Below are 18,371 nucleotides of genomic sequence, written 5' to 3' on the forward strand. Positions count from 1 at the left end.
TCGCGAGCAAGCTTTGCTCCCACAGGTTTTGCGCCGTTTGATCCTTAACTGACTGGTATTAGACGCTGGGTCCGGTTTTTTTATGGGGACAGTGGCCACGTTGTCTGTCCGGTCGCGACTATTGGCCACTGAATAGGAGGCATCTGATTTCAGATCAAGGGTTCCAGCCAGTAGCCTAAAAACTCGAATATTTAATTGACGTCAATATGATGGCTAACTAGTATCGCGCCACTATTTTGATGTCACTTATATCGAGGGATCGAACATGTCCTCACCCGCCCTTTGGGCGAGGTTGTGCCTGGTTTTGCTGTGCCTGTCTCCGCTTACCCTGGCTCACGCCGCCCCCACCCCCGGTGAAACCGACCTGATCCGCGAGCGCCAGAACCGTTTGCTCGAAGAGCAGCGTCGTCGTCTGGAAGAGCTCAAGGACCTGCCCGGCCAGGAGGCGAAACCGACCCGGCCGGCCGCGCCAGTCGATACCCGTTGCTTCCCCATCAAGACCATCGAACTCAAGGGCGCCGACAGCCTTTCGGCCCGTGAGCGCGAGCGGCTGCTCAAGCCCTACATCGGCCAATGCCTGGGCGTGCCCCAGCTCAATGAACTGCTCAAGGTCATCACTGACCACTACATCGAGAAAGGCCTGGTCACCAGCCGTGCCTACTTGCCGCAGCAGGACCTGTCCGCTGGTCACCTGCAGGTGCTGGTGGTCGAGGGCCGGCTCGAAGGCTTGAAAGGCGCCGAAAACAGCCAGCTGTCGGCGCGTGAATTGGCCATGGCGTTTCCCGGCAAGACCGGCGATCTGGTCAACCTGCGGGAAATCGAGCAGATGGTCGACCAGCTCAATCGCCTGCCATCGAATCAGGCGCAGATGGAACTGACCCCCGGCCAGAACGTCGGCGGCAGCGAAGTGCTGGTCAAAAATACCCCGCAGAAGCCTTGGCGCGCCGGGCTGTCCCGGAGCAACGACGGCCAGCGCAGCACCGGCGAGCAGCAGTGGGGCACCCGCTTCGAGTGGGACAGTCCACTGGGCCTGGCCGACCAACTGATGTTGCGCGGCGGTCATGACGCGATGAGCGATCACCAGCACACCTCGCGCAACGCCATGCTCTATTACAACCTGCCGTTTGGCTGGTGGAACGTCAGCTACACCTACAGCCAGAGCGAGTACCGCTCGCAGATCGCGGCCAACGGTTTCAACTTCAAGCAGACCGGCGACAGCCAGAACCATCAGCTGCGGATCGAGCGAGTGATCTACCGCGACGCCCTGAGCAAGACCTCCCTCAACACCGGGCTGGCGTACTTGCGCAGCAACAACTTCATCGAAGACAGCAAACTGGCCCTCAGCAGCAATCGCCTGAGCGAAGCGCAGTTCGGTATCAACCACGGCCGTCGAGTCGGCAGTGCCTTCGTCAACCTGGACTTGGGCATGCAGCAAGGCATCGGCGCCTTCGATGCCCAGGCCAACCACGACCCGGCACCCGGCCAGGCTGACGCCCGCTATCGCAAATACACCGCCACGGTCAGCTATCTGCAACCGTTCAAACTGTGGGACGAGTCTTTCAGCTTCAGCAGCTTGATGACCGGCCAGTACAGCGAAGACGTGCTGTTCAGCCCGCAGCGCCTGAGCTTGGGCGGGGAGTCCTCGATTCGTGGCTACAAGGACCAATCGTTGGCCGGTGACAACGGTGGCTACTGGCGCAACGACCTGCGCTGGAGCCGCCCGGTGACCCTGGAATGGCTGCGCCCGGTGTTCGCCGAATACGGCACCAGCCTGGGGTATGACCAGGGCGTGATCAGCGGGACCCGCTACAACGGCGATCAGCACGGGCGCATGTCGAGCAACTCGCTGGAGCTGTTCGCCCGTGGGCAGCACCTCACCACCAGCGTCACCTTCGCCCACTCCCTGGAACGCCCGGATGCGCTGACCGAGCGTGAAGCGCCGATCTATTTCCGCGTTGATCTATCCATTTAATTCTGTTGCAACGAGACCTGATCATGGACGACCGCCAATACGCCTTGCTGGCCCGCCAACCTTCTGCTGCCCTGCAAAACCGCGAACGGTTCTGCGGCATGCCCAAGCGCGGCCTGGCATTCCTGCTGGCCAACGTCATGTTCTGGCAGCCGATGTGGGCCCAGGCGGGCGGCATTGTCGTCAGTGGGTCGGGCACCAGCCTCGGCCAGGCGGGCAACGGCGTGCCCATCGTCAACATCGCCAAGCCCAACGGCAGCGGCCTGTCCCATAACCAGTTCAAGGACTACAACGTCGGCAGCAACGGCGTGATCCTCAACAACGCCACGTCGCGGACCCAGTCCACTCAACTGGGCGGGATCGTCCTCGGCAACCCGAACCTCAACGGCGCGGCCGCCACCACCATCCTCAACGAAGTCAACGGCGGCAGCCCGAGCCAGTTGCGCGGCTACACCGAAGTGGCGGGGCAGTCGGCCCACGTCATCGTCGCCAACCCCTACGGGATTACCTGCAACGGCTGCGGTTTCATCAACACCCCCCAGGCAACTTTGACCACCGGCAAACCGGTGGTGGAAAACGGCCAGTTGACGCGCTACCAGGTCGACCAGGGCAGCATCACCGTCGAAGGCGCGGGCCTCAACGCGACCAACGTCGACCGCTTCGAAATCATCACTCGCAGCGCCAAGATCAACGCCGAGATCCAGGCCAGGAACCTGACCATCGTCACCGGCCGCAACGACGTCGACGCCACCAGCCTCGATGCCACCGCCCGCGCTGACGACGGCAGCACCAAACCGCAACTCGCCATCGACTCCTCGGCCCTGGGAGGCATGTATGCCGGGGCGATCAAGTTGGTGGGCACCGAGGCCGGTGTCGGCGTGAAGCTGGACGGCAAGATGATCGCCAGCGGTGGAGGCATCCAGCTCGACGCCAACGGTCATCTGAGCCTGGCCGACACCTCGGCCACCGGCGCGGTCAACGTCAAGGCCGCCAGCGCCGACGTGCAAGGCGCGGTCTACGCTGCCAGCGTCAACGTGCACACCAGCGGCGCGCTGGACGTGCAGCAGAGCATTGCCGCCCGCGACCAGATCAGCTTGAGCAGCGGCGGGCAGTTGACCAACAACGGCGTCATCGAAGCCGGGGTCAATGCCGACATCACCCGTAACGTCACAGGCGATGTCAGCCTCACCGCGCAGAATCTCAACAACAGCGGCAAGAGCGTGATCGCCAGCCGCAACCTGACGACCCACGTCACGCAGACCCTGAACAACCAGGGCGGGACCTTGAGCGCCGGACAGGCCTCGACTGTAGAAGCCGGAACCCTGGACAACCAGAACACGGGCCGGGTACTGAGCAGCAAAACGCTGACCGTCACCGCCGACACCCTGCTCAACACCCAGGGCGTCGTCAGCAGCGATGGTCACCTCACGGCCACTGTCGGGCAGTTGAACAACCACGCCGGCCAGATCCAGTCCGCCCAAGACATGCAACTGACTGTCGAGGCCCTGGACAATAGCCAACAAGGCCTGCTGAGCAGTCAGGCCGGGCTGCGGGTGGATGGCGCGCAACTGAATAACGCGGCTGGCCTGCTCACTGCGGTGGGCCCGGTGCACCTGGAAACCAGCGAAGTCGATAACACTGGCGGGCGCATCTCCAGCAAGAGCGACCTCAGCGCAAACGTCGCCGAACTGACCAACCAGGGCGGCGAGCTGGTTGCCCAGGGCCCGTTGACCGTCAACGGCCAGGGCCTGGATAACCGCAACGGCGGCCTGGTCGGCGCGACAGGCGCGCTGACCCTCAACGTCGACGCCGTGGACAACCGTGGCGGGGAGATTTCCAGTTCGCTGGGGATCGACATCGACGGTCTGCGCCTGGACAACAGCGACAACGGCAAGGTCCTGGCCGGCACCGACCTGGGTCTGAAAGTCGCGGAAATCATCAACCAGACCAAGGGCCTTCTGTTCAGCACCGGCACCAGCACCGTCACCGGACAAAGCCTGGACAACAGCGGCGGCAGCCTCGTCGCCCGCCAAGGCCTGGATATTCGCCTCGACAACGCCCTGAGCAACGTCGCTGGCCTGATCAGCAGCGAAGGTACCCTGATCGCGAATGCCGGCAGCCTCACCAACACCCTGGGCAGCGTCTCCAGTGCCGGCGCCCTGGGACTCAAGCTCGACAATGCCTTGCTCAACCAGGGCGGCGAGATCGTCACCGACGCCGGCCTCACGGTCAAAAGCGCCAGCCTCGACAACCGCAATAGTGGCACCATCAGCGGCAAGCAAGGCGTGCTGGTCGAGACCGGCGCGTTCGACAACAGCCAGTCCGGCCGCCTGAGCAGCGCTACCAGCCTCGACCTGAGCACGCAGAAACTGACCAACCAGGACGGTGGCCGCATCGCCAGCAACGGCGCACTCACCGCCAGCGTCACCGGTCTTGACCAGCAGGGCGGCCAACTCTTCAGCAACACCGCCCTGACCCTGGACCTCAACCAGGGCCAGCTCAACAACCAGGGCGGCCTGATCAACGCACCGCTGCTGATGCTCAAGCACCTTAAGAGCGTCAACAACGACGGCGGCGAGATCTCCAGCGCCCAGGCGTTCACCCTGGCCGCGCAAAGCCTGGACAACGACAGCGGCAAACTGCTGAGCAACCAGGCCCTGACCCTGCGCGTCGATAACGCCCTGACCAACCTCAAGGGCCTGATCGCCGCCGCGGCACTGGACGTCGAAGCCGCAAGCCTGAACAACAACGGCGGCACCCTGACCAGCCGCGCCAACCTCGACCTGGCCCTCAGCGGCCAGTTGAACAACCAGGGCAACGGGCTGATCAGCGCCACCGATGCCTTGACCGTCACCACCAGCGGCCTGAACAACCAGCAAGGCTCGTTGCTCGGCAGTGCCATCGCCGTCGACTTCGGCGCCACCACCGGCGACCTCAACAACAGCGCGGGCCTGATCACCACCGCCGGCACCCTCAGCCTCAAGCACCTGCGGGACCTGAACAACCAGAACGGCGAAATCTCCAGCAGCCAGAGCCTGGACCTGAACACCCGCGACCTGGACAACAGCGCCGGCCAACTCATCAGCAACGGCGTGCTGACTGTGGGCGCCCGCGACGTCATCAACCAAGGCGGTTTGCTGTCCGGCTTCAAGGGCCTGGGCCTGACCGCTGCAAGCCTGGACAACCGCAACAGCGGCACCCTGTCGAGCCGCGACGAAGACCTCAGCGCCACCCTCAGCGGCGCGCTGCTCAACGGCAACGCCGGCGCACTGGTCGGCAAGAAACAACTGACCGTCAGCGCCGCCAGCCTGGACAACGGCGGTGGCATCCTCTCCAGCGGTGGCGACCAGACCCTGACCGTCACGGGCGGTGTGCTCAACAACGCCCAGGGCGGCCTGATCGACAGCGGTAACGCCCTGGTCATCAACGCCATGACCCTCGGCAACGCCGGCGGCACCGTCAACGCCCAGAATGCTCTGAGCGTCACCGGCACCACCCTGGACAACACCGGCGGCCAGCTGATCGGCAACGCCGCCGTGACCCTCGACCTGCTCGGCGCCCTGACCAACACCAACGGCAAACTCGCCAGCGTCGGCCCGCTGCGGGTCGACCGCGCCACGCAGATCACCAACCAGGGCGGCCAGATCGCCAGCCAGGGCCTGCTGACCCTGCTCACCGCCGGCCTGGACAACCGCAACCGCGGCACCGTCGCCGCCAATGACCAACTCATCCTGACCAGCACCGGCACCGTGCAGAACGACGCCGATGGCCTGATCTACAGCCAGAACGGCGGCGTGCAGATCGACGCTGCCAGCCTCACCAATGGCAAGGGCACCGTGCAGAGCCAGGGCGCCATGACCCTGACCGTCGCCAACGACCTCGACAACCAGAGCGGTCGCCTTCAGGCCAAGGCCGGCGACCTGATGGTCGTCGCCCGCAACCTGGACAACCGCGGCGGCGTGCTCGCCAGCCTGCAGGGGTTACTCACCACCCAACTGAGCGGCGTACTGAAAAACGGCTACGACCTCAACAACAACCGTCAGGGCGGTATTACCCAGGCCCAGCGCCTGAACCTGATCGCCCTGGGCGGCCTCGACAACTACGGCGGGCGCCTCTCGGCGCAGACCGGCGACGCCAGCGTCACCACGCGCAACTTCGACAACCGCAACGGCGGGTTGTATGCCAAGGGAAAGATCAGCGTCACCGCCAACGATTTCGACAACAGCGGCGACAACGACGGGCAGATTGCCGGTAGCCAGATCGATCTGGATCTGACCGGGGCGTTGAACAACCGGTTGGGCATCATCGAGAGTGACAGCACCCTGGCGATCAAGGCGGCGAGCCTGGATAACCAGACGGGGCAGTTGCGGGCGTTGGGGGTCGGGGGCAAGACCAACTTCCAGATCGGCGGGCTGTTCGACAACCGCAACGGCATCTTGGAAACCGCCAACAGCGATCTGACGCTTGGCGCCGCCAGCTTCCTCAACACCGGTGGCAGCCTGCTACACGTGGGCACAGGGCTGTTCGACATTTCCAGCGCGAACGTCATCGGCGCCGGCGGCACGCTCGTTACCCGTGGTGGCCTGACCATCAACATCGACACATGGCGCAACAGCGATGTCATCCAGGCCGGGCGCCTGAACGTCAACGTCAACAACTTCACCCAGACCGCCAGTGGCCAACTGTTGGCCTCCGACAGCTTTACCGGCAGCGGCGTCAACTGGTTCAACGAAGGCCTGCTTGCCAGTAACGGCAGCATGAACATCGGCCTGAGCGGTGCCTACTGGGGCGCTGGTCGCCTGAGCAGCCAGGGCACCCTGGGGCTTGGCGCCGCGCAAGTGAGCCTGAACAGCGTCAGCTCCAGCATCGCCGGCGGTGGCAACACCACCGTCAACGTCAGCGGACAACTGGATAACGCCGGCCGGCTGACCTCCGCCGCCAACCTGGTGGTCAACGCCGCTGGAGTGAACAATTTCGGGACGTTGGGCAGCGGTCAGGGGCTGACCGTCACGACGGGGTTGCTGGTGAACAATCAAGGGTTGATCTTCAGCGGCGCCGACATGGGCCTGCGGGTCGACACGCTGAACAACCTCGACGCCAATATTTACAGCTTGGGCAACCTTACCGTTGACCGCAACGGCCAGGGCGCCCTGGCGAGCAGCATCCTCAACCGGTCCGGCTCGATTCAAAGCGACGGCAGCATGAGCCTGGCGGCCAGCACGATCCAGAATATCCGCACCTTGCTGACCGTCGGCAATGCTGGGATCTACGCCGCCAGAATCGACGAAGCCACCTGCATCGAGGGCTACAACGCCGGGGACTGCAGCGGTAAACAGAACCACGTCTGGGAAATCCTGCAGCGGGAGAAAACCGAAGTCACCGCCGCCAGCGCCGCCTCCAGCATCACCGCTGGCAGCAACCTGACCCTGCGTGGCGGCGATCTGCTGAACCAGAGCAGCACCATTGCCAGCGGCGGCAACTTGACCGCGTCACTGGCCAACCTGACCAACAGCGGCGTCGAAACGGGTGAAACCGAAACCTCGCGGACTTACATGTCCGAACGGACCCGAAATGCAGGTGGCTGGTATAGCGCGGCGAGCAACTTCAACAACCAGTACTGGTTCGAAAGCGCAGGTTACAACGCCAATAACCTGGGCGGCCTCGAGGGAGGCATCGCCAGTTTCATCGGCATGACCGAAACGGAGCTTGGGCAATTTCGCAAGACCACCCAACTCGCCGGCGGCGACCAAAGCTACGCGGCCGTGATCCAGGCCGGCGGTGCGGTCAACATCTCGACCCAGAACAACATCGACAACAACGTCGTACGCCCGGGCTACAGCTACATTGGTAGCGGCCCACGCACCAGTACGGCGGCGGCAGGCAGCCAATACTCGACCCGCATCACCCTCAACCAGCAACTGCCCCCCAACCTGGCGCAACAGCAAGTCAATCCGGTCGCCTTGCCCGGTTTCAGCCTGCCCTCCGGCCAAAATGGCTTGTTCCGCCTGAGCGGGCAGGATGGCAGCGCTCCGGCCAGCAGCGGTCCACAAAGCTGGACCCTGGGCACCGTAAGCCTGACGCCGGCCCAGAGTCAGCAGACACCGCCCACTGGCCAGGCGAGCACCTTCGACACCAGCACTACCGTGACAGGCACCTTGCCCGGTCGTAGCGCCGACTTCACGCTCAACCGCGTCCAGGGCCTGCCCATCAACACCGTGGCGGCCAACCCGCACAAATACCTGATCGAAACCAACCCGGTGCTCACCGACCTCAAGCGCTTCATGAGTTCGGACTACCTGCTCCAGAACCTCGGCTACGACCCGGACCAGAGCGCCAAGCGCCTGGGCGACGGCTTGTATGAGCAGACGCTGATCCAGCAAGCCGTGGTCGCCCGCACCGGCCAACGCTTCATCGACGGCCAGACCTCCAACGAGGACATGTTCAAGTACCTGATGAACAACGCCATCGCCAGCAAACAGGAACTCAACCTGTCCATCGGCGTGAGCCTCACCTCCGAACAAGTCGCGGCCCTGACCCACGACATCGTCTGGATGGAAAACGCCGAGGTCAACGGCGAACAGGTCCTGGTGCCGGTGCTGTATCTGGCCAACGCCAACAACCGTCTCGCGGCCAACGGCGCGTTGATCCAGGGCAGCGACGTGACCCTGATCGCCGGCAAGGACCTGAACAGCGCTGGCACTCTGCGCGCCAGCAGCAACCTGTCGGCCAAAGCCACCAATGACCTGGTCAACAGCGGCCTGGTGGAAGCCGGCAACCGCGTCGACCTGCTGGCGGACAACAACCTCGTCAACAAGGCCGGCGGCATCATCGCCGGACGCGACGTCAGCCTTACCGCTACCCGCGGCGACGTGATCAACGAACGCACCGTCACCACCCACGAAAGCGACAGTGGCTATCGCAGCGAGCGCACCGACTTCATCGACAGCGCCGCCCGCATCGAAGCCGCCAACAACCTGACCCTCAACGCCGGACGCGACATCAACAACGTCGGCGGGGTGCTGAAGAGCGGCGCCGATACCACCCTGAGCGCCACCCGCGACGTCAACCTCACCTCGGCCGAACGCGTCGCCAGTGGGACCCGCGGTCTGCATCGTGATGAAGACATCAAGCAATACGGCTCCAGCCTGGACATCGGTCGCGACCTGACGGCGAAGGCAGGGCGTGATCTGACGGCGGTTGCGAGCCAGATCGATGCCAAGCGCGATATCAGCATGAGCGCGGTGGGTGATCTGACGTTGGCGTCGGCGGCGGATGAGCAGCATTCGTATGGGAAGACCAAGAAGGTTACGGCTCAGGAAGACCATGTGAGTCAGGTGTCCACCAGCGTGACGGCGGGTGGGAATGTGATGCTCAGTGCCGGGAAGGATTTGGGGTTGATTGCCAGCAAGGTCAATGCTGGGGATGAAGCCTATCTGGTGGCGGGCGCGAACCTGGTGCTGCAATCGGCCGAGGATTCGGATTACAGCTTCTATAGCAAGACCAAGAAGTCGTCTTCCGGGAAGAAGTTCCGGCTGGATGAGACCAGCTCCGTTACCAACGTAGCCAGTTCGGTGACGTCCGGTGGCAACAACGTGCTGAGCGCCGGCAACGATCTGCTGATCAAAGGCAGCAACGTCACTTCCGAAAAAGGCAGTGTCGGTCTGGGGGCGGGCAACGACGTGCAAATCCTCGCCGTTACCGACTCCAACAGCGCCCGCCATGAGCGTAAGAAAAGCAAAAGTAGCTGGGGTGGCTTGAAGTCGAGCAAGGTCAAGGATCAGTTGGCCGAAACCCAGACCACCGCCGTCGGCAGCATGATCTCCGGCGACACCATCGCTGTCGTCGCCAAACGCGATGCCACCGTCACCGGCTCGGCCTTGGTCAGTACCGACGACCTCACGGTACGTGCGGGACGTGACCTGACCATTGACGCGGCAGAAAACACCTTTTCCCGCACCCAAATGCACAAGGAAAAAAATCGCGACCTGACGGGTGTATTAACGGGTAACAACCTGGGCCTCGATGACATCACCGGCAACCAGCACCTGTCGATCAGTAATCAGAAACACAACGGCACGGCGTCACAAACCACTTTGACCGGCAGCACCATAGGTTCCAGCAAAGGTAACGTCAGCCTCGTGGCGGGTGGCGACCTCAACGTCATCGCCAGTGACCTGGTCAGCACCAAAGACATGAGCCTGCGTGGCTCGAATGTCACCATCGCAGCGGGCATGGAAACGGCGACGCAAAGCACCGTCGACAAGGCCAACAGCCTGGCGGTGGGTCGTGTCGTCGGTGGTGCGATCATCGATACGGTCAACACCATTCGCTCTTCCGTCGAGGCCGCGAAGGATACGGATGATCCTCGCCTCAAAGCGGTGAAACTCGCCCAGGCAGCCTTGGCGGCCTACAACCTCGGCGGTATGGCGGAAGACGCGAATGCTCAGAAAACCGGTTTCGCCGATAAACAGGGCGGCACTGCGAGCAACGGTTCGCTGATCAAGATCGGCACGGAACTCGCCAGCACCCATAGCAAAAGCACCAGCGATTACGCCAGCCAAACGGCCAAGCAAAGCACCCTCAACGCGGGCAGCACCTTATCCATCATCGCCAATGGCAATGCGGCGGAAGACGAGGGTGATCTCCACGTTATCGGCAGCAGCATCAAGGCGGGCAACACGTCATTGCTTGCCAGTAACAACATCATCCTGGAGAGCGCGCAAAACACCGCCAATTGGTCCAACCACAACAGCAACAACAAAACCGCCATTGGTGCCAGCTTCAACATCGGCCAGCAAAACGGCTTCACCCTGGACCTGGGCGCCCAGCTCGCAAAAGGTATGGGCAACGGCAGCTCCGTCACCCAGGTCAACAGCACGGTGAACACCGGTTCGCTGTTGCTGCGCAGTGGTGCCGACACAACGTTGGCAGGGGCTCAGGTCCATGCCGACGAAATCAAGGCGCTGGTCGACGGCAACCTCAACATCGTCTCCCGTCAGGACACCCAGGACCAGAAGAGCAAACAAAGCAGCGGCGGTTTCGGCGCCAGCATCTGCATCCCACCGTTCTGCTACGGCACACCTGTCGCGGCCTCGGCAAACGTGGCCGCGGGCAACATGAACAGTGAATACAAAGCGGTTACGGATCAGACCGGTCTCTTCGCCGGCACGGGCGGCTACACGGTCGATGTCGGCAAGACCACCACCCTCGAAGGCGGTGTGATCGCCAGCGATGCTTCGGCCGACAAGAACACGCTGATCACCGACCGGCTCATCGCCACCGATATCAAGAACGTCAGCGAAATCCACGCCCAATCCGCAGGAGCCAGCATCTCGGGCAGCTATAGCGGCGCCGGCGCTTCAGCTTCGGTGGGGGGGCTGTACGGGATCTCCCTCAGTGAGTCGGATAAGAGCCACACGCGTAGTGCCGTGAGCGAAGGCACGATCATCGTTCGCAATCCGGAAGGTGCGAAGGATGTTGTCGGGTTGAACCGCGATACGGCGAATGCCAATGAGACGCTCGATAAGCCTGATGAAAAGGCTATGAATGACCGCATCGAGTTGGTGAAGAGCTCGGTGGAGTTGGTTAAGGGCGTAGGGGACGCAATTGCTGCGGCGAAGATCGAGGAAGCTAAGAATTCCAATAGTGAGACATTCAAAGCCGCACGGCAAAAGTTGCTCGATAACGGCGTCGTTAACCCAAGTGATGATCAAATCTTCAAGCAGGCTCAAAGTGATTATGGCGTTGGCAGTAGTTTCCAAAAAGCCAGCCAGGCAGTCACAGCCATCGTTCAAGGACTGGTGGGTGGAAGTATTGGCGGTGCTATAGGGGGCGCAGCTGCGCCTTATCTGGCGCAAGCGGTCAAGGACATGACCGAGGGGGATGCAACAGCCAACTTAATGGCCCATGCGGTTTTGGGGGCTGTGATCGCCAGAGCTGGCGGTAACTCGGCTTTAGCGGGCGCAACGGGGGCTGTTGCTGCCGAGGTGACCGCACGCCTGATCCGGAACGAGCTCTATGCCGGAGTGAGCGACGAAGAGCTGACGCAAGAGCAGAAACAAACCATTTCTGCGTTAGCCACATTAGCCGGGGGTATTGGTGGAGCAGTTACAGGCAAGGATGCTCTGTCTGCCGTGGCATCTGCTCAGATCGGGAAGAATGCGGTAGAGAACAACTTCCTGAGTCCCGCTGATCAGACGTTACTGGACAAACTAAGGCAGCAGAGGTTGAGCGGCGATACTCGCGTCTCGGTTGCCAAGAAACTGGTCGAGCTGGATAGGTTGGATCAGATTTCCAACGCATTGCTGGAACGTTATCGTCTGCACAGCGACACGATGTCCGATGCTGACAAGGCACAGCTCAACGCCTACCTGCAGGAGTACACCTACGCACTGATAAATGCTTATGGCCCAGAAGCGGCACAAGCAAAAATCAACGCGATGACTCGGAGCGGGCCATTAAAACAAAGCGATACCGTCGCCTATGCCAGCTACGGTGCGGATAAGCAGGCTTCATTGGATAGGCTGTACCCAGGCGGAATCATCGATCAGATGGGGCGCCCATTAAGCCAAAACGAGCAGCTTTATCTTGATTCACTCGGCACTCTGCGTATCAATCAGGATTACCAAGCGCTTGCCGATGTAGGGACCCCGGCGCTGTACCTGATGAGCGGCAGCCTGGGCGCGAGCATCCGTCTGCTCGCTGCCGAAAGTGGGGCGCTTCAGATCGCGTATGGGGGGGTACAGGCCTATCAAGGAGATGCGTGGGCGGCCGCTGGCAATATTGTGATGGGGGCTCTGAACGTTGTAGGTTCGGGGGTCGCCGGGGGGGTGAAAGGGGCGGGAGTTGGGGGAGCGGTAAAAGAAACCGGTACCCTTACAAGTGGGGCAAAAGGAGGCTCTTCAGAAACAGTTCCCTACTTCAGGGTTGAGGGAGGTGGGTCCGGAACACAAACCAGCCAATACCGCATCAGTGCAAATGATGATGGAACCATCAGCATCAATCCTGGGTGCACGGGCCAACTTTGTGTGAGCGTAGGTAATGCTGACCATTCCATTTACTATTTGACGAACAGACGGCCTGATGGTTCTGTAGTGGTCTTCGACGTTGATGCGGCTCTTCACAAGGAAATTATGGACCGGGTAATCCCTCAGCGGCCCGTTGTTGGTATTCCGAAAGATCCTGATGCGCCGAAGAGGGTAGACAAAGGCCAGCCCGGTTACTCCCTTGAGCTGCCAAAAATGTGGGAGTCGTTACTCGAAAAACACTCGAGTAACGCTCGTGTTTATACACAAGAGGAATTTTTCAAGGAGTTTAAGCAATGACGGTGAGTCAATCAGTGTTTGAGGATCTTTGGGGAGGGGAGAAAAGTGTCTGCTTTTTTGTGCACTCCGGAAAGTGTTATTGGGTTGTGGATGAGAAGTACAATTTTTCTCTTGATGCAGAGAAAGACTATCGCGCCTACCTTGAAGATGGCGAAATAACCAAAGAGCAATATGAGCAGTCTTGCAGAAGTTTCAGAGGTGGCATTCTGAAAATGACGGCGGAAAATTTTCCACAGTATTTGAAAAATTCAAGTGGAAAGATTTTATCTCCAAGTGATTTAAGTGATTTTATAGGCGCGGATTTCGAGGTTTTTGAAAAGATTGAATATTATTTTTTAACCGGTGAAGGTTTGACCCAAGATTTGTTTAAGCGTGCCAATATAATTCATTCCAGATTTCCTAGGTTCTACATAAATTTTGACAGAAAAATTTTTATGCACATGGATGACGCGCGTGTTCATGAAAGTCTGGCTTATCCAGACTGGATCGCTGAATGCTTTGATTTTAGCTTTTTGATTCCGGCTAGCGAGCGGTATTGGGTGGTGGCGGGAAATGACTATTGGAAACTTCGGTTTGTATAAGCGAGAAGGTGCATCCTTATTAGGGTGGGTCACGATTGTTTGGATTAAAGTCAGCTATTTTTGAGAAGCGGGGGCAGACCAAGTTTTCAAGTTCGGTCTTCCATCTGGGGTAATTAGGTCTTGGTAGTTAATAATTTGCTGCATAAATCGCATTTATGATCGGGCGTCGAGTTTGGCTGGATGCTTACGGCGACCGGGGAATTACCCAGTTTTATAGCTAGAAAACGTGGTCTGTCCCCTTCTTCTACCTTTTTCTATCTTTGGGGTTCTGGGGATTCCAAACCGATAAAGTAGGCTGATATGTACTCTCGACAGATATTGGATTTAGGCGCTAAATTTGAAGGTCGTTTGGAAGCTGTTTTTCTGGAGGGGGCGTTAGATTATATAAAATATAATGAGGAAAAATTAGCTTTGGAAATTCTCTGTGAGCATATTTGCGAATATGATGTTGTCTTATCTGCTGATGAGCTAAGGGAAATTCGGTTGTTGGCCTCAGTCATGGGGTTTGATATTGAAAAAGCTCCTTTTAAGTATCTGCGGGCGTTGACGAAGCTTGAAAACTAACAGTTCGTCAGGGACAGGCCATGATTAAGTTGGCTGAAAATCGGTTCGCCTTTTCATTGTGGACTGTCCCTGAGGTGTCTAAATATCGATTTTGGCCTGTTGATAAAGATTGGAAGTTAACGATGTGCTTGGAGCATTTATGAAGAAAACCACGCTGCTGTTGCTGTCCCTTGTCCTGACGTTACCAGGCTGCAAATCCAACGTCCGAGATTCTTCCCCAACCCTGCTCAACAACGGCATCCAACTCCAGCAAAACAAAGTGACCGCCGACGCCCAGCACGCCAAGGTCATCATGAAAGCGACCGGTAACGTCGTCCCGGTAGAGTTTTCGATCAGGCGCGCAATGGATCCTGACCAGCGCCTGGATGTGCAGGGAACGGTGGTGGATTCCGGTCGCGGCAAAGTGTTTGGCTGGATCGCCAAGCTTAACGAAGCGACTCACAGCGCGATCTTGAAGCACTTCCCTCAGTTGGAAGTACAAGCGGACCCCGATCAGCCATTCGAAGTATCGGGTTACGCCAGTGGTGAGAGTATCAACCGTGGCTACCGCTGTGGTCCGATCAACACCACGTTCACGCCGGAGAAAGGTAAGGTTTATCTGGCGGAGTTTCAGTTTGTGGGTCAGGGCTGTGAACTGCATGTCTATGACACCACACAGCCTCAGCAGCGCATTCTTGTTACGAGCGCACCTAGCCTCTGATCTGGTTAGCCAATGCGAAACGGGTGACCGCGCGTCTGCTGTTCGGTCGAGCAGGAGCAAGCCCCCTCGTCACAGGGGGCTTTGCTCGACTGAGGTTAGATGAGTCTTCGCATCAACCGTGGCAGCAACTATGAGGCTTCGCATCCTCGTACTTATCATGATGCCGCACCCAATCCATGATCTCGTCCTCATTACGCCCCTTCGGCGTCAAGTCAAGGTAGTGGTAGGTCCCGACCAGCATGTCCAGACCTCGCGCGTAGGTGGAGTAGGTGTGAAAGATTTCGCCGGCTTCGTTGCGATAGAAGACGCTCAAGCCGGGGAGTTCGCCTTCGGCGGTGTCGGTTTTTTCGTAGTTGTAGGTGGCTTTACCGGCGGCGGTGTCTTCGGCTTTGAAGCTGACGCCGAAGTCGTAGTTGAAGTCGCAACCGTTTGAGGAGACCCAGTCGAAGGCCCAGCCCATGCGGCGTTTGAATGGCTGGAATTCGGCGAACGGCGCGCGGGAGACGGCTACTACGGCGACGTCGTGGTGGGCCAGGTGTTGGTTGGCGCCGTCGATGTGGTCGGAGAGGAAGGAGCAGCCTTGGCAGCCTTCTGTCCAGCCGGGGCCGAACATGAAGTGATAGACGATCAGTTGGCTGCGGCCGCCGAACAGGTCGGCCAGGCTGAGTTCGCCGTCAGGCCCCTGGAAGCGGTAGGGCTTGTCGATCTTGACCCAGGGCAGGGCGCGGCGTTCGGCGCTGAGTTTGTCCCGTTCGCGGGTGAAGGCTTTTTCGTGGGTCAGGTGTTGTTGACGGGCCTTGAGCCATTCTTCCCGCGAGACGACTGGATGATTCTCTACATTCATGGTGATTTCTCCTGGAGGCAGGGCGTTTCAACCAGTGGTCGTCTGGCCCTGGATGAATTCGACAGACCGTTGGTCGGTTGTCGAGACGGTCCGCCTGGAAGCCTGGCTGAACGGTGGCGTGGCGCCTCGGTCACAACTTGAGTAGACATCTCACTCTTTGGAGGATGGACCAGGATGACGACTTATAACTGGGACTTGATCGAACGGTTGTTGCACGAAGTGCAGAACGGTGCCGGCCACAGTTTTACCCCTCGGCCTTATGCGGAGCAGTACGCGGCGGCGAAGGCGGCTGCAGGCGAGGAGATCGAGAACCTCGATCATCTGAAGGCGGTCGCCGGGGAGTATGAGAAGTTGCTGCTGGAGCGTGGCTTCATTGAGCCTCGGCCGGAGGAAGAGGGCGGCAATGGCGAGAATTTCGTGCTGACGGTACGGGGTTCGCGCTTGTTGAGCCTGATCGACAGCAGCATTCCTGGTAATGATCATCCGCGCCAGGTGTTGGATGAGCAGGAGGATGCGCTGGATGAGTTTACCTTTGATGATCTGGCTTCGAAGGCGCAGATTGCCTGAGGGTTGTACACAACATTTGTGGGAGCGAGCCTGCTCGCGATAGCGGTGTGTCAGTCGCCATGTAGCAGGATGACACTCCGCTATCGCGAGCAGGCTCGCTCCCACAGGGGTTCTCAGTGTTTTTGAGAGCTTGTTCGTTCAGTTTCTTGCCGCTTTCAGACATTTCAAGTCACTGAAATCTTTCTTCACCCCGTCGATCTTCTTCAGCAGCCGTTCGCGCTGGGGCGGGGTGCTGTCGGCCATCAGGTCTACCAGCAGGCTGCGGGCCTGGGCTTCGGTGTTGTTGTAGGCCTCGCGGTAGGCCGGGGTCCAGAGGCTTTCGCGGTTGACCAGCAGTTGCTCGATGCGTTTCGGAAAGTCGGGGGCGTGGCGCTGGGCCACGGCGGCGCTGAACTGGTTTTGCCAGTGGGCGCGGTTGGCAATCCATTGCTGGTTCTGGTCGCCCAGGGCGGTGGACCAGGCCACCACGCGCTGGCGTTGGGCGATGTTGAGGGGGCCGAGCCAGTCGTTCAGGCGTTTTTCCATGCGCTCGCTGCGTTCCTGGATCTGCTGTTGCAGCGACGGTTTGAGGTATTCCTGCTGGCGCTTGCGTTGGTCCCTGGTGAATGCAGCGTCCATGTCGTCGACTTGTTCGTCGTTCAAGCCTTGCAGCAATTCGATGGCTGACGGCGTGATTTCCCGAGCGGTTTCAGCGATGGCGGCCTTGGCTTCCTCGGTGCGCTGCTGCAGGGCTTCATCGGTCACCTGGTTGGTTTGGACCATGCTCCTCAAGCGGTCCAGCCAATCGAGGTAACCGGGCAATTGCGTGGTGCAGTGCCAGCTCAGGTGCTCCTTGAGGCGTTCGTTGAACCAGTCTTTTTGTTCGCGGTTGATATCCAGGTAGTCGTTGAGGGTCCAGGGGATGATCAGGTCGAGGTTGCGGTAGGCCAGGCCGATGCGGCTGCAGGCCGTCAGCAACAGCAGCAGGGCGATAAACAGGACGGTGCGTGCAAACCAGCGCGACATGAGCGAGTCCTTGCGAAGCCATCGGTGTTTTGTTTGAGCATGGCAGGCGCGCGGCAGTTCAGCCTAGTAAAACGGATGGGCCATCTTCAGGGTCAGCAGGCCGTCGCATTCGCTGTTGTGGCCGGAGTAGGCCGAACAGCTGCTGCCGCTGAGGCTGGAATCGCTGTAGATCAGGTCCAGGTCGATGCCGCGCCACGGACGGGAAATTTTCAACGACCAGTCGCTGAAACTGCCTACATAGCCATCCTCGACCGAAACCGGTGTATTGAGCTGATGGGTGGTGTACTTGGCGCTGACGCCGATGCCGAACGGCACGTTACCGCCCAGGTCTGCGAACAGCGTGCTGTTCTGTTTGTCCGGATCGTTGCTCAGGGCTAGGCCGAAACGGCTGCCGAGCACAGTCAGCCCGCCATAGAGTTCCTGGCTGTCGAGGGTGTCGACGGTGGGATAGCTGTAGTGGATAAGGCCGACTTCGTAGCCAAGGGTCTGGTCGAAGGGATGCTTGAACCCCATGTAGGAATCCACCTCGAGGTTGGCGGATGAGGTCAGGCCGGCGCTGGGCGACCATTGTCCAAAGTACCAGCCGCTGTCGTGACTCAGGTCCAGGCCTCCGTGAAACGAGCCAGTGCTCGAAGGCGTGACGAGGCCTTGGGCCATGCTACGGCTGGGGTTGGTGCCGAGCTTGAGGTCGAAGTCGCCGAGTTCGCGCTGGAAGATCTGTCCGTGAGCAGGCGGGCAGGTCAGCAGGCTGATGCTCAGCAGGGTAATGGGGAGGCGCATGCTTCACTCCGTGAATAGCGAGGAGCAGAATAAGCTG

The 18,371-nt window shown here is 59.9% G+C and carries 9 protein-coding genes; 6 read left to right on the top strand and 3 right to left on the bottom strand.

Annotated elements, in window-relative coordinates:
- Positions 1–265: 265 nt before the first annotated feature.
- The 5 genes from QZH45_RS08785 (at position 266) to QZH45_RS08805 (ending at position 15,138) form a co-directional block, all read left to right on the top strand.
- A complete protein-coding gene (locus QZH45_RS08785) occupies positions 266–1,972 on the top strand; it encodes a ShlB/FhaC/HecB family hemolysin secretion/activation protein (RefSeq protein ID WP_069018493.1) in 1,707 nt (568 codons plus the stop codon).
- A 23-nt stretch (positions 1,973–1,995) separates the two neighbouring features.
- Positions 1,996–13,293: a hemagglutinin repeat-containing protein gene (locus tag QZH45_RS08790; RefSeq protein WP_432783658.1), complete on the top strand. Its 11,298-nt coding sequence runs from the start codon at positions 1,996–1,998 to the stop codon at positions 13,291–13,293.
- On the top strand, positions 13,290–13,874 hold the full coding sequence (locus QZH45_RS08795) for a hypothetical protein (protein WP_055135961.1): 585 nt from the start codon (positions 13,290–13,292) through the stop codon (positions 13,872–13,874). The genes QZH45_RS08790 and QZH45_RS08795 overlap by 4 nt, the downstream gene beginning before the upstream one ends.
- A gap of 300 nt (positions 13,875–14,174) precedes the next feature.
- Positions 14,175–14,438, top strand: a complete 264-nt coding sequence (locus tag QZH45_RS08800; RefSeq protein WP_055135962.1) for a MafI family immunity protein — start codon at positions 14,175–14,177, stop codon at positions 14,436–14,438.
- Positions 14,439–14,577: 139 nt separating this feature from the next.
- Positions 14,578–15,138 carry a hypothetical protein gene (locus tag QZH45_RS08805; RefSeq protein WP_055135963.1) on the top strand — a complete coding sequence of 187 codons (561 nt, stop codon included), beginning with the start codon at positions 14,578–14,580 and terminating at the stop codon, positions 15,136–15,138.
- A 112-nt stretch (positions 15,139–15,250) separates the two neighbouring features.
- Here QZH45_RS08805 and QZH45_RS08810 read toward each other — a convergent pair whose 3' ends face one another.
- The gene (locus QZH45_RS08810) at positions 15,251–15,982 is read right to left on the bottom strand and encodes a DUF899 domain-containing protein (RefSeq protein ID WP_055135964.1); all 732 of its coding nucleotides are present in this window, start codon (positions 15,980–15,982) and stop codon (positions 15,251–15,253) included.
- A 174-nt stretch (positions 15,983–16,156) separates the two neighbouring features.
- Between QZH45_RS08810 and QZH45_RS08815 the strand changes: the two genes are divergently transcribed.
- Positions 16,157–16,549, top strand: a complete 393-nt coding sequence (locus tag QZH45_RS08815; RefSeq protein ID WP_047701703.1) for a hypothetical protein — start codon at positions 16,157–16,159, stop codon at positions 16,547–16,549.
- A 138-nt stretch (positions 16,550–16,687) separates the two neighbouring features.
- Here QZH45_RS08815 and QZH45_RS08820 read toward each other — a convergent pair whose 3' ends face one another.
- Complete coding sequence (locus QZH45_RS08820; RefSeq protein ID WP_053192913.1) at positions 16,688–17,554, bottom strand: DUF6279 family lipoprotein; 867 nt, start codon at positions 17,552–17,554, stop codon at positions 16,688–16,690.
- Between the two features lie 63 nt (positions 17,555–17,617).
- The gene (locus QZH45_RS08825) at positions 17,618–18,334 is read right to left on the bottom strand and encodes a TorF family putative porin (protein WP_024779093.1); all 717 of its coding nucleotides are present in this window, start codon (positions 18,332–18,334) and stop codon (positions 17,618–17,620) included.
- Between the last annotated feature and the right edge of the window lie 37 nt (positions 18,335–18,371).

The organism is Pseudomonas corrugata (assembly GCF_050920615.1).
Taxonomy (GTDB): Bacteria; Pseudomonadota; Gammaproteobacteria; order Pseudomonadales; family Pseudomonadaceae; genus Aquipseudomonas; species Aquipseudomonas corrugata.

What these genes read in the sequence shown, in the direction of transcription:
- QZH45_RS08820 (WP_053192913.1), bottom strand. Translation starts at nt 17,554, where the DNA reads ATGTCGCGCTGGTTTGCACGCACCGTCCTGTTTATCGCCCTGCTGCTG.
- QZH45_RS08790 (WP_432783658.1), top strand. Translation starts at nt 1,996, where the DNA reads ATGGACGACCGCCAATACGCCTTGCTGGCCCGCCAACCTTCTGCTGCC.
- QZH45_RS08800 (WP_055135962.1), top strand. Translation starts at nt 14,175, where the DNA reads ATGTACTCTCGACAGATATTGGATTTAGGCGCTAAATTTGAAGGTCGT.
- QZH45_RS08805 (WP_055135963.1), top strand. Translation starts at nt 14,578, where the DNA reads ATGAAGAAAACCACGCTGCTGTTGCTGTCCCTTGTCCTGACGTTACCA.
- QZH45_RS08795 (WP_055135961.1), top strand. Translation starts at nt 13,290, where the DNA reads ATGACGGTGAGTCAATCAGTGTTTGAGGATCTTTGGGGAGGGGAGAAA.
- QZH45_RS08810 (WP_055135964.1), bottom strand. Translation starts at nt 15,982, where the DNA reads ATGAATGTAGAGAATCATCCAGTCGTCTCGCGGGAAGAATGGCTCAAG.
- QZH45_RS08815 (WP_047701703.1), top strand. Translation starts at nt 16,157, where the DNA reads ATGACGACTTATAACTGGGACTTGATCGAACGGTTGTTGCACGAAGTG.
- QZH45_RS08825 (WP_024779093.1), bottom strand. Translation starts at nt 18,334, where the DNA reads ATGCGCCTCCCCATTACCCTGCTGAGCATCAGCCTGCTGACCTGCCCG.
- QZH45_RS08785 (WP_069018493.1), top strand. Translation starts at nt 266, where the DNA reads ATGTCCTCACCCGCCCTTTGGGCGAGGTTGTGCCTGGTTTTGCTGTGC.